Source organism: Marinobacter sp. SS13-12 (genome assembly GCF_030227115.1).
In the GTDB taxonomy this organism is placed as follows: Bacteria; Pseudomonadota; Gammaproteobacteria; order Pseudomonadales; family Oleiphilaceae; genus Marinobacter.
In genome coordinates this window covers 414,287-426,948 of sequence record NZ_JASSUA010000001.1, presented here as the reverse complement: position 1 = coordinate 426,948, position 12,662 = coordinate 414,287, and the positions used below count along the sequence as shown (strand labels likewise).

Annotated in this window: 12 protein-coding genes; 8 read left to right on the top strand and 4 right to left on the bottom strand. The window is 57.2% G+C overall.

Annotated features, from left to right (window positions below):
* Positions 1–10: 10 nt before the first annotated feature.
* Both QPL94_RS01930 and QPL94_RS01925 read right to left on the bottom strand, forming a co-directional pair.
* Complete coding sequence (locus tag QPL94_RS01930; RefSeq protein ID WP_285355154.1) at positions 11–271, bottom strand: zf-HC2 domain-containing protein; 261 nt, start codon at positions 269–271, stop codon at positions 11–13.
* Positions 265–885, bottom strand: coding sequence for an RNA polymerase sigma factor (locus QPL94_RS01925; protein ID WP_285355152.1), 621 nt, complete (start codon positions 883–885; stop codon positions 265–267). The genes QPL94_RS01930 and QPL94_RS01925 overlap by 7 nt, the downstream gene beginning before the upstream one ends.
* Before the next feature lie 220 nt (positions 886–1,105).
* Here QPL94_RS01925 and QPL94_RS01920 point away from each other — a divergent pair, with 220 nt between their 5' ends.
* The 8 genes from QPL94_RS01920 (at position 1,106) to QPL94_RS01885 (ending at position 11,797) form a co-directional block, all read left to right on the top strand.
* Entirely contained in the window at positions 1,106–3,295 is a 2,190-nt protein-coding gene (locus QPL94_RS01920) for a dihydrolipoyl dehydrogenase family protein (RefSeq protein ID WP_285355151.1), read from the top strand.
* A gap of 85 nt (positions 3,296–3,380) precedes the next feature.
* The gene (locus QPL94_RS01915) at positions 3,381–4,343 is read left to right on the top strand and encodes a radical SAM protein (RefSeq protein ID WP_285355150.1); all 963 of its coding nucleotides are present in this window, start codon (positions 3,381–3,383) and stop codon (positions 4,341–4,343) included.
* A 410-nt stretch (positions 4,344–4,753) separates the two neighbouring features.
* Entirely contained in the window at positions 4,754–6,157 is a 1,404-nt protein-coding gene (locus QPL94_RS01910) for a sodium:solute symporter family transporter (RefSeq protein ID WP_285355149.1), read from the top strand.
* An 8-nt stretch (positions 6,158–6,165) separates the two neighbouring features.
* Positions 6,166–7,116, top strand: a complete 951-nt coding sequence (locus tag QPL94_RS01905; protein ID WP_285355148.1) for a metallophosphoesterase family protein — start codon at positions 6,166–6,168, stop codon at positions 7,114–7,116.
* Between the two features lie 149 nt (positions 7,117–7,265).
* On the top strand, positions 7,266–7,781 hold the full coding sequence (ectA, locus tag QPL94_RS01900; protein ID WP_285355147.1) for a diaminobutyrate acetyltransferase: 516 nt from the start codon (positions 7,266–7,268) through the stop codon (positions 7,779–7,781).
* A 134-nt stretch (positions 7,782–7,915) separates the two neighbouring features.
* On the top strand, positions 7,916–9,184 hold the full coding sequence (gene ectB, locus QPL94_RS01895) for a diaminobutyrate--2-oxoglutarate transaminase (protein ID WP_285355145.1): 1,269 nt from the start codon (positions 7,916–7,918) through the stop codon (positions 9,182–9,184).
* 52 nt (positions 9,185–9,236) lie between these two features.
* Positions 9,237–10,679 (top strand): aspartate kinase, encoded by a 1,443-nt coding sequence (locus tag QPL94_RS01890; RefSeq protein WP_137436651.1) that lies wholly within the window; start codon positions 9,237–9,239, stop codon positions 10,677–10,679.
* Positions 10,680–10,798: 119 nt separating this feature from the next.
* A complete protein-coding gene (locus tag QPL94_RS01885; protein WP_285355142.1) occupies positions 10,799–11,797 on the top strand; it encodes a sigma-70 family RNA polymerase sigma factor in 999 nt (332 codons plus the stop codon).
* Between the two features lie 23 nt (positions 11,798–11,820).
* Here the strand turns inward: QPL94_RS01885 and QPL94_RS01880 are convergent, their stop codons facing one another.
* Complete coding sequence (locus QPL94_RS01880; RefSeq protein ID WP_285355140.1) at positions 11,821–12,273, bottom strand: DUF3429 domain-containing protein; 453 nt, start codon at positions 12,271–12,273, stop codon at positions 11,821–11,823.
* Entirely contained in the window at positions 12,270–12,575 is a 306-nt protein-coding gene (locus tag QPL94_RS01875; protein WP_285355138.1) for a DUF6482 family protein, read from the bottom strand. Before QPL94_RS01875 ends, QPL94_RS01880 begins: the two co-directional genes overlap by 4 nt.
* Positions 12,576–12,662: the final 87 nt, after the last annotated feature.

Genomic DNA, 12,662 nt, shown 5'->3' with positions numbered 1-12,662 from the left:
TGGAGGGGGATCACTCAGGATTGCGGTTTCCCGTGTTCCGCGCATTCAGTGACTCGCTAACGCGTTCTTCGATTCGGCGAAGGAACTCTTCGTCCAAGTTCTGGCTGGAGTGGGCTTGCATCAGGGTGGTGCTGGCGCGAAGGTTACCGATAAACGAGCGGCAGTCCTTGCACATCATCAGATGCATTTTTACCGACAGCTTTTGTGCTGTGCCCAGCTCGTCATCAATGTAGTCACTGGCGATCCTGGCCAGATCCCGGCACATCAGCATTCGCCCGTCTCCTGAAAGGTTTCCACCATAAGAAATATCTTCTGCCTGGCACGGTGTAAAAGTACACGAAGATTAGAGGCACTGACACCCAGAATGTTACACACGTCATCGGACTTATGCTGATGGGCTTCGTAAAGCATCAGGGCGGATCGTTGTGTTTCGGGAAGCCTGGCAAGATGTTGATCCAGGCAGTCGCTCAGGGCACCGTTTTCCATAAGTGATTCGGCGTCCTCATCGAATCTCAGGCTCGGCGGCGTTGCCCAGCGGCCGTTCGGGCGAAAGCGGTTAGCCAGTTCCGGATCCAGGGCTTCGGAAAAATCAGCGCTGACTTCCCGTTTGTGTTTTCTGAGGTGGTTTTTGGCCCGGTTAGCCACAATTCGGTGCAACCAGGTTTTCAGGCCTGACCGGCCTTCAAAATTCTGAATGGCATCAATAACTGTCACCCAGCAATCCTGCACGGTTTCCTCGGAAGAAGCCCTGTCAAGGTAATACCTGGCTACTGCCATCATGCCCGGCGTATAGAGGCGGACTGCTTTTTGAAAATCGGCCTCGCTGCCGGATTTCAGGCCCTGAATCAGGATATCTTCATCAGATTGATGCGTTGCGGTTTCCATTCCGTATACCCCCGGGAGACCTGCGTTAGAGCGTTGTTATAAAGATGTTATTGGACATCCAGAGCCGGCTGGACAATGGTATGTCCATGTTTGGCATGAATAGTTCCGGTCTAAGTGAGCAATTGCTCAAAAAATTCTAGCCGTACGCCGGTGTAACATCCAGCGTTTGGCCGTGTCTTTCTGGGCAACCTGTTTTATTTCTTAACTGATGGATTCTGACATGAACTCGAAAAAGCTCATTCTGATTGTCGCTATCGGTGCTGTGGTTGCACTGTTTATCGGCTTCGGCGGCCCGGAGATACTGACCCTGGAAAACCTGCAGAAGCACCAGTCAACCATTGAGCAATGGATCAGCCAGAATCTTTTGGTCGCAGTGCTCGGTTTTGCCACCGTTTATGTGGTTGTCACCGCGCTGTCCCTCCCTGGCGCAGCCATTATGACTCTTGCCGGCGGCGCCTTTTTTGGCAACATTTACGGTCTGATTGCGGTCTCTGTGGCGTCAACCATCGGTGCCTCTCTGGCGTTCCTGGTGGCCAGATTCCTGATGCGGGACACTCTGCGGAAAAAATACGCGGAAACCGTCGCCAGAATGGATCGAGGCATCGAAAAAGACGGTGCATTCTATCTGGCGACCCTGCGATTGGTTCCGGTGTTTCCGTTCTTCCTGATCAACCTGGCCATGGGCCTGACGGCCATGAAGCTGAAGACCTACGCGCTGGTGAGTTGGGTGGCCATGCTGCCCGGGACGTTTGTTTACGTGAACGCGGGCACGCAGCTGTCAAAAATCGAGTCCACTGGTGACATCCTTTCTGCCGATCTGTTGCTGTCATTCGCACTGCTGGGCCTGTTCCCGCTGATTGCCAAGTTTATTGTCGGTTTTATCCGCAAGCGCCGGGTGTATGCCGGCTGGCAGAAACCGGAGTCTTTTGATTACAACCTGCTGGTTGTTGGCGGCGGCTCTGCGGGCCTGGTGTCGGCCTACATTGCCGCGGCGGTCAAGGCCAAAGTGGCGCTGATCGAAAAAGACAAGATGGGCGGTGACTGCCTGAATACCGGCTGCGTGCCGTCCAAGGCACTGATCCGCAGCGCCAAGGCTGCAGACACCCTGCGCCACGCCAACCGTTACGGCCTGGAGTCCGTGCCGGTGACAGGTTCGTTCAGGAACATTATGAACCGTGTCCAGGACGTGATTGCCAAGGTGGAACCCCACGACTCGCCGGAGCGGTATCGGAAACTGGGCGTGGACTGCATCTCCGGCACGGCCAGCTTCGTATCGCCCTGGGAGCTGGAAGTAGTCCATAACGACGGGCGCACCGAGCGCCTGACCGCCCGCAGCATTGTTGTCGCTACCGGCGGCCGCCCGGCAGTGCCACCGATTCCCGGGCTGGCGGATATGGAGCCGCTGACCTCTGACAACCTGTGGTCGCTGGACATCCAGCCTGAGCGTTTACTGGTGCTTGGCGGTGGCCCCATCGGCTCGGAACTGGCCCATGCCTTTGCACGGCTTGGCAGCAAGGTAACCCAGGTGGAAATGGGTGACCGCCTGCTGGCGAAGGAAGACAGCGATGTCTCAGAGGTTGTCCGGAAACAGTTTGAACAGGATGGCATCGACCTGCGGCTGAACCATGCTGCCAAAGAATTTACCATCGAGGATGGCGAGAAAGTGGCTTACTGCGACCACAATGGCGAGCGTGTCAGGATTCCATTCGACCAGGTTCTGGTGGCCGTTGGCCGTGCCGCCAACACCACCGGTCTGGGTTTGGAGAAAATAGGTGTAGAAACCCTGCCCAATGGCACGGTTCCTGTGGAAGAAGACATGAGCATGCGCTTTCCCAACGTATTTGCCTGCGGCGATGTGGCGGGCCCCTATCAGTTTACTCATGCTGCTGCCCACCAGGCCTGGTACGCAGCGGTAAATGGTCTGTTCGGTCAGTTCAAGCGCTTCCGGGTGGATTACCGGGTGATGCCCTGGGTAACTTTCACCTCGCCGGAAGTGGCCAGGGTTGGGCTGAGTGAGGCGGAAGCCAGGGAAAAGGGCGTTGCTTATGAGGTCACCCGTTACGGCCTGGATGACCTGGATCGTGCCATTGCCGAAAGCGAGGACTATGGCTTCATCAAGGTGCTGACGCCTCCGGGTAAGGACAAGATACTGGGTGTTGTGGTGGTAGGCATGCATGCCGGCGAAATCCTGGCAGAGTTTACCCTGGCCATGAAGCACGGCCTGGGCCTGAACAAGATTCTGGGTACCATCCACCCCTACCCGACCTGGAATGAATCGGCCAAGTATGCCGCTGGTGAGTGGAAGCGTGAGCATGCACCACAGGGCATTCTCAGGTTGCTTGAGAAGCTTCATGGCTGGCGCCGTGGCAAGCAGCCCCGCGACAAGGCCGTAAAAGAAGCGACGACGTAAAACAAAGAAAGCGCACCGGGAATGTAACGCCAGTGCGCCAGGTTTGTCTGTACCAAGAGATTCACTGTATCAACACGGAGCAGCTATGCCCCTGACCGAAACCGCCGAAAGACGTATCCCCGCCGTGGAGGTGTTGGAACCCCGGGCCCGCGATAGCTGGACCCACACCCGCAACGGCGATCCGCGCGGCTTTATTGACTCGGATAAGCTCAAGGAGCTGTGGATTCATACCGGCACTGCCTGCAACCTGGCGTGCCCATTCTGCCTTGAGGGTTCACACCCTGGTGACGGTCGCATTCCGGGCATGAAGCTCAGCGACGTGAAACCGTTTATCCACGAAGCGCTGGACATGGGCGTCGAGCAGTTTTCCTTTACCGGCGGCGAGCCGTTTGTGATCCGCGACTTTATCAATATCCTGGATTATGCCAGCCATCACCGGCCGTGCTTCGTGCTCACCAACGCCACCGACCCGCTGCTGAAACGCCGCCATCAGGTGTTGCCGTTGCTGGATAACCCTTACCCGATCCATTTCCGTGTCAGCCTGGACTTCCCGGACCGCGCCCGCCACGACGTTGATCGGGGCGAGGGCAGTTTCGACAAGGCTCTGGAAGGTATCCGCTGGCTGGTGCACCAGGGCTTCAAGGTTTCCATCGCCCGCCAGACCGACCCGGATGAGATTGTCTCCAATGTGGAGTCCGCGTTTCGCGGCATCTTCCGTGAATGGGGCATTCCGGAAACCCTGGCGTTTACCGCATTCCCGGATCTGGGAACGCCGGGTTCGGAGGACGGCAGCCCGGAAATTACTGAAACCTGTATGGAGAAATACCCTACCAAAGAGGCCCGTTCCCACTTCATGTGCACTTATACGCGCATGCTGGTAAAGCGGGGCGACCAGGTGCGGGTGTATGCCTGTACGTTGGTGGATGACGATCCGCAGTATGACCTCGGGGGGACGCTTGCGGAGAGTATGGATGAGCGCATTATGTTGCGGCATCACCGGTGTTTTTCCTGTTATCGGTTTGGGGCTAGTTGTTCGGCGCCTGGGTGAGTTTTCTGGCTTTTTTTAAGACTGGTTGATGGATATTGGCGGCCTGGGGGTGGTGTTTTATTTCCTTGGGAAAAAGAACTCGCTTCGCTCAGACACCTTTTTCCTGGCGGAAATAAAACACCACCCCCAGACCGCGGTTGAATCACTGCAATTCGTTGGGTAAGGACAAGAACGTTTTTTGCTGTTGCTTTGCCTGCCAGCGAAACCGGGGAAGGCAAGACTGCATTTGGACAAGGGGGCGGTGGGTCGGGGTTCAAAAAATGTGGAGCGCCAGGGATGGCGCGACCAAGCCCCCCATGGATGGGTTCACGGGCGTTTTTTTGAACCCCGACCCACCGGCCCCGATAACTCCCGAACTTGAAGACACGGGGAAAAGCCCCGGACAACAAAGAACGAGGACAGAACAGACAATGAATTTCACGGAAGCCTCCCTGTTTTGGGGATTTTTGGTGGTTTATGGGGTGGTGATGTATGTGTTGTCGCCGAAGAGCAAGAACGCCAATTCTTTCTACAAGGGAGCGGATGACGAGGGCAACCCGGTAGGCCAGTGGTCGCTGACGGCGAGTATTTTTATCAGCTGGATTTTTGCCAAGTCGGTGACCAACGCCGCCAACCTGGGTGCCGCTTACGGGGTGACCGGCGGGCTTGCCTATGCCAGTTACTGGCTGTCGATTCCGGTGGCGGGTTACATCATTTACCTGATTCGTACCCAGACCGGGGCCCGCAGTCTGCAGGATTTTCTGACGTCCCGTTTTGGCCGGCTTGCCAGTCTGGCGTTTGCGGCGGCGATTCTGATTCGGTTGTACAACGAGGTCTGGAGCAATACCGCGGTGGTGGGTGGTTATTTCGGGCTGCCGGGTGAGTGGGAGTACTACGGCGCTGCCATGCTATTTACCATGTTTACCCTGGCCTACAGCCTCAAGGGCGGTTTGCGGTCGTCGATTTTTACCGATGTGATCCAGGCCTTTGTGTTTGTGTTCTTTGTTGGCGCAGTGCTGTTTCTCATTGTCCCGGCCAACGATACCAGTGCACTGCTGAGCAATGGTGAGTTCAAGCTCAACGCCGGATTTGACCTCTTGCTGGTGGCGTTGTTGCAGATGTTCAGTTATCCCTTTCATGATCCGGTACTGACTGACCGGGGCTTCGTGAACAAGGAGAAGACCATGCTCAAGAGCTTCGTGGTTGCCGGGCTTCTGGGTTTTGTGGCGGTGTTTATCTTCAGCCTGGTGGGTGTGCACGCCCGCCTCAACGGTATCGAGGCCATGGGCAATGCGCCGGCGGCGGTGGGTCAGTCGCTGGGGCTGGCGGCGCTGTTCTTCATGAGTGTGGTGATGATGACGTCGGCCGGCTCAACGCTGGATTCCACCTTCAGTTCACTGGCCAAATCCCTGGCGGTGGATCTGCCGCGGCTGGCGAGGCGGGCGAAGGACCGGTTGCCCAGCGTGCGCGTGGGTGCCGTGATCATGATTGTCTTTGCGCTCCTGGGTAACCTGCCGATGTTTGCGGGTACCGACATCCTCAAGGCTACGACTATTTCTGGCACCATGGTGATGGGGCTGGCGCCGGTATTCCTGTTCTACGGCTTTACCCGTTGGTCACCGTGGAGTTTTCATCTGAGTTTCTGGACTGGCCTGGGGCTGGGCGTGTTGCTTGCCCTGGGTCTGATTCCAGCGAGCTGGGCCATTGGTGACGGAGCCTACGCGATGCTCCTCGGGGTCAACGCCTACGGCTTCCTGTTCTGTACGGCCGGCTTCTTCCTGCCACTGGTGGCCCGCAGGCTGGCCGGTCGATCGCTTGCGGCCGGTGAGGCCTAGGAATTGGTATGAACGAAGGCAGAAGCTGCCCCCTGGCTTATCGATACAGACCTTCCGACTTGTGCCGGGAACCCCGGCAGGTCACCGAGGACGTGCTTTATATCATCGGCGGGCTCTACGGAAACCCATACGCTCTTGATGAAATAGAGCGGATGGCGCTTGAAGAGGAACGCCAGGGGCACCGGGTCAAGCTGATCTTCAATGGCGATTTCAACTGGTTCAATGCCAGCGATACCCTGTTCAGGGAAATCAATTGCCGGGTGCTGGATCATATGGTCAGCTTGGGGAATGTGGATTATGAGCTGGCCACCCCGAGTGACGGTGCAGGCTGTGGCTGTGCCTACCCGGACTTTGTTGACCAGGGCGTGGTCGAGCGCTCCAATGACATCATTGAGCGGCTGCAGGGAGTGGCTGGTGACCACCCGGACATCCAGAAACGACTCCGCCTGCTGCCACGCTATCGCTGCCTGTTATTTGGAGGCCTAAAGATTTTAGTGGTGCACGGCGATCCGGAGTCCCTGGCGGGATGGGGGTTGGCCCATGAGTCGTTTGGGGCGGGCAACGAATTGCAGCTGGCGGAATGGTTTGCCGAGTCCGGTGCTGATGTGATCGCCTCCACCCACACCTGCCTGCCGGTGCTCTGGTCAGGAACGGTGGAAGGGCGCAGTTGCGTCGTGGTTAATAACGGCTCCGCGGGTATGGGGAACCTGGAGCAGGACCCGCGGGGCCTGGTTACCCGCATTGGTCTGACAAGTCCGCAGTTTGAGGCCGTTGCCGGTCTTGAGCGGCGAGGGCTGAACGTATCCCTGGTGCCCGTTGCCTACGATCTGGGAGCGTGGCTACCGCGATTCGATCAGCTGTGGCCCGGTGGTTCGGCCGCTGCAGTGTCTTACCGGAGCCGCATCGTCGGCGGTACATCCCTGACGTCAGATCGTATTGTTTTCCCTCCTGCTGTTTAACAAATTTGTCACTGGCGCGCGCCACAATCCGGTCTATTCTTAGAGAGCAGGCCAGCATTCCTGGCAGGGTCGCCAGTAAGCCTGACTTGAAATATATTTTGTGGTCTATATAATTTAACGCTAACTTTTTGAGGCGAATCGATCACGTTATGACATCAGAAGGCTCGAATACCACCGCCATCAACCTCCGCACACCGGTCAAGGATGATGGCTACAGGCTCCACCAGCTGGTGGCACAGTGCCCGCCGCTGGACCCCAACTCGATCTACTGCAACCTCCTGCAGTGCAGCCACTTTGCCGAAACCGGCGTGGCGGCGGAGATAGACGGCGATCTGGTCGGCTTTATTTCCGGATATATTCCCCCCCAACAGCCCGAAACCGTGTTTGTCTGGCAAGTGGCCGTTCACGAGAAAGGTCGTGGTCAGGGTCTGGCCAAGCGAATGCTGAAGGCGATCGTGGCCCGGGACGCGTGCAAAAACGTGACCCATATGGAAACCACCATCACCGAAGACAACGAGGCTTCCTGGGCGCTGTTCCGGTCGTTTGCCCGTGACATGGGTGCCGAGCTCACCTATCACGAGCACTTTGAGAAAGACACCCACTTTGGCGGCAAGCACGACTCCGAGTTTCTGCTCCGCATCGGGCCTTTCACAAAGCCGGCGTAACAGCAGCCTTCCCGAACGATCGATACCCCTGTTTGGACTGGCCGGCAGATTGCTGAGGTGAATCTGTCACAACGGCCTCAACCAACGTGCCACCGCACAACTACCTCGAACCTGACATGCTAAGAGGCAAGACCATGGAACTTTTCAAGTCGACTGAATCCGAAGTACGTGTTTATTCCCGTGCCTTTCCGGTGATTTTCAACCGCGCCAAGAATGCGCACCTTTACACCGAAGATGGCAAGGAATACCTGGATTTTCTGGCTGGCGCCGGGTCACTGAACTATGGCCACAACAACGACATTCTCAAGAAAGCCCTGCTGGAGTACATTGAAAACGATGGTGTCAGTCAGGGCCTGGATATGTTCACCACCGCCAAGCATGATTTCATTGAGTCCTACAAGAATCGCATCCTGGACCCCCGTGGCCTGAACTACAAAATGCAGTTTACCGGCCCCACCGGCACCAACTGCGTGGAAGCAGCCTTGAAGCTGGCCCGCAAGGTGAAAGGTCGAAATGGCATCATTTCCTTTACCAACGGTTTCCATGGCGTGACCATGGGTGCAGTTGCCGCTACCGGTAACAAGCACCACCGTGGTGGTGTCGGTACCCCGCTGGGCAATGTGGACTTCATGTTCTACGACGGCTATCTGGGCGAGAACGTCGATACCCTGGAGATCATGGACAAGGTGCTGTCCGATGGTTCGTCCGGCTTTGAGCTGCCGGCTGCGGTGATTGTCGAGGCGGTCCAGGGTGAAGGCGGCCTTAACGCCGCCCGCGCCGAGTGGCTGCAAGGGCTTGAGAAGCTTTGCAGGAAGCACGATATCCTGCTGATTCTGGATGACATCCAGGCGGGTAACGGCCGTACCGGTGAGTTCTTCAGCTTTGAATTTGCCGGTATCAAGCCGGACATTGTCACCGTTTCCAAGTCGCTGAGTGGTTACGGCCTGCCCATGGCGCTGGTGCTGTTCAAGCCGGAGTTTGATATCTGGAGTTCGGGTGAGCACAACGGCACCTTCCGTGGCAACAACATGGCTTTCGTGACGGCTCGGGCAGCCGTCGAGACGTATTGGAAAGACGACGCTTTTGCCAACGAGGTGAAGGCCAAAACCGAGGTGCTGGGTGAAGGTCTGCAGGCCATCTGTGACAAGTATCCGGGCGAGTTCAAAATGAAGGGCCGCGGCCTGATGCGTGGCATCGAAGCGACCCACGCCGAGCTGACAGACAAGATTACCAGCCGTGCCTTTGAAAAGGGGCTGATTATTGAAACCAGTGGCCCCAACGACGAAGTGATCAAATGCCTGATGCCGCTGACCACCAGCGAGGATGATCTGCGCAAAGGTGCTAAACTTCTGGCACAGAGCGTGGACGAAATCATGCAGGAAGGGATGAGCAAGGCGTCCTGAGACGCCTGCCATTCCCCAACCATTCATTCTGCAGGATAACAACGGTAACACTATGACTAGCGAACGACATACCGTAGAGAAGATCGGCGGCACCTCGATGAGTAACTACGAGGCCGTGCGCGACAATATCATTCTCGGCGGGCGCGAAAAGGACGACCTCTACCAGCGCATATTCGTGGTCTCCGCCTATGGCGGTGTCACCGATGAACTGCTGGAGCACAAGAAAACCGGCGAGCCGGGCGTTTATGCCCTGTTTGCCGATGCGGAGTCCGACTGGGCCTGGGGTGACGACCTCACCAAGCTGATCAAGTTCCTGACCGACATCAACGGCGAACTGTTCGGGGACCCCATGCTCAAGCAGCAGGCGGACCAGTTCATTACTGATCGGATTGAAGGTGTTCGTGGTTGCCTGATCGATCTGCAGCGCCTGTGTTCCTACGGCCAGTTCCAACTGGAAGAACACCTGCTGACGGTGCGTGAAATGCTGGCTGGCATTGGCGAGGCACACAGCGCCTTCAACACCGCCCTCAAGCTTCAGCAGGAAGGTATCAACGCACGCTTTGTGGACCTGACAGGCTGGCGCGACAACGAGTTGTTGCCACTGGACGAAAAGCTCAAACAGGCCTTCGATGCCGTGGACCTGACCCGTGAGTTGCCCATCGTCACCGGGTATGCACAGTGCAAGGAAGGCCTGATGCGCACCTTTGACCGGGGCTATAGCGAGATGACCTTCAGCCGGGTGGCGGTCATCACCAACGCCCGAGAGGCTATCATCCACAAGGAATACCATCTCAGCTCTGCCGACCCCAACATTGTCGGCGCAGACAAGGTGGTGCCCCTTGGCCGTACCAATTACGACGTGGCGGACCAGCTGGCGAACCTGGGAATGGAAGCCATCCATCCCCGTGCCGGCAAAGGCATGCGCCAGAATGAAATTCCGCTGCGGGTGATGAATACCTTCGAGCCAGAGCATACCGGTACTCTGATCACCGGCGACTACGTCAGTGAGAAGCCGCAGGTGGAGATCATCGCCGGCAACAAAGGCGTGTTTGCCATTGAGGTATTTGACCAGGACATGCAGGGCGAGCCGGGCTCGGACCGTCGCATTCTGGAAGTGCTTGGCCGTTTCAAGGTGCGCTTTATCTCCAAGGACACCAACGCCAACACCATTACCCATTACGTCGACAGCACGCTCAAGCACGTCAAGCGGGTGGTACGGGCGTTGAAGGATGAGTTCCCCAACGCGGAAATCAGTACCCGCAAAGTGGCGATTGTTTCTGCCATTGGTAGTGATATCAAGATACCGGGCATCCTCGCAAAGTCCGTCAAGGCCCTGGCGGATGAGGAAATCAGTATTCTGGCCCTGCACCAGTGCATGCGCCAGGTCGACATCCAGTTTGTGGTGGATGAAGACGCCTACAAGAAGACCATCGTGGCGCTCCACGGCGTGCTGATTGAGCCCTACAATCACGAGTACGCTATCGTCGCAGCATAACCGGGCGGGATTCATCCCGTCCGTAATTGCCGCAAGTAGCTACTGAACCCCCGGTAGCCGGGGATCCACGGCACTGTTCCGCGCGTATCTTTTATAAACTTACGATCGGAACCTGTGCCATGACTGAAGTTCAGAGCCCGGGGCCATCTCCGACCATAGCCCACTCCGGCGAAACGGACTCCCTTGTAGGGCTGTACTTCAGGGATGCGTCCCGTTACGAATTGCTGACCAACGAAGGTGAGCGTCGCCTTTCCCGCAGATTATCTTTCTGTTATCGGGTCATCTCTGCGGAGATGGGCTTGCCGGAGGACACTCCCCAAACCTTTCGTGAAGTTATCGGAAGCCTGGGGGATGCCTGCGCCTTCTCTACCCGGTGCCGTCGCGCCTACCATCTTGCCACCGACAGCCGGCAGCGGCTGATCCGCAGTAACCTGCGGCTTGCCGTCCATATTGCGCGGCGTTACGCCAACCGCGGCATCCCGATGTCGGATGTGATCCAGGATGCCAATGTTGGCCTTATCAAGGCCGTTGAGCGATTCGATCCCACCAAAGGCTTCCGTTTCTCTACCTACGCCTACTGGTGGATAAGCGAAGAGGTCAAACGTTGCATGAAGCGGGGCACCCGTCTGGTGCACACCCCCGAGAACGTGGTGGATGAAATCCGTCTGCTTCAGAAAACCTCCCTGGCGCTTCACCAGACCCTGGGCCGTACGCCGTCACAGAGCGAGCTGGCACGGGAAATTGAGGTATCGCCATCGCGCATCGGAGAACTGCGGGCCCTGGCGAGCATGGAAGTGTCTGTGGATATGCCGGTGACCACCGAAGGTGGCATCACCCTTGGTGACAGCCTCAGTGCGGGTGAGCAGTCCGCGCCGGACCATGACATGCTCCATCGGGACCGCAAGCGCACACTGGCGGCGCTGCTGGCCGATCTGAGTTCACGGGAACAGGACGTACTGGCTCGGCGCTTCGGGCTTGGCCTGCCAGAGCCGGAGACCCTGCAGGTGATTTCCGACCATCTCGGTATCAGCCGCGAACGGGTAAGGCAGATTGAAAAGGGCGCCCTCAAGAAACTGAGAAATCTGGTTGAAAGCCCGGAAGCGGCACTCCGGAGCTAGGCTCCGGAGGTTCAGGCTGGTTCTCAGCCATGAGCGATAAAAAACCAGGTACCGGCCGCTACCTGACACAACAACACAACGGCGGTCAGTAACAATCTCAGTTTCAGGTACCAGTCCGGCCAATAGACCCTCATCCAGCGTGCATCAACCACATACAGTGCCATATAGGCGACGGTGTAAAGCACGATCTGCGCTGCAACGGGCAGCAAAAGCCCGATACCAGCCGAGACGAAGAAGACCTGGCTGAGCAGCATGGTCACCAGTGGTGAAATCGGGTAGCAGCGGTTCTCCAGTTGCATTGCCAGTGGCCAGTAGATACCCGCCATAAAGGCCAGGATACCGGCGCTGTAAAGGTAGAAGTAACTGATAATGGCCACACTTTTGGCGGGCATCATGAACAGGCCGAGTATGGCTGCAAGGAAAGGCAGTAACCCGGCAATGCCAACGACAATCGCCAGCCTGGCGACCGCAATCACGAGCCGCGCCCCTGCACCCGTATTCTCATGGGTTCGATGTCAGCCGGCTCCATACCAACCATTTCGTGGTAGGCAGACGGGTGAACCACGTCGGTGGAGATAATACTGAATGCCGCCAGGGTGTCCTGAATCTGCCAGCTACTGCGAAACAGTCGGGTCTGTCCCCCGGCGTCGGATAGCAGGTGGTATTTCTCATCGATTACCAGCCTTGCCATATACTGCTGGCCCTCCAGAGAGATGATTTCCAGCAGGTCTATGGTCAGGTCAGGTATGTGCCTGAGTTCTTCCAGGGTTAGTCTCACCGTTTTGCTCTCATTAGTGCTCGAGGGATGATGTGCTACCCACGGACTTACGAGCGACGGATGGTTTGGGATCATCTGGCGGCCTGG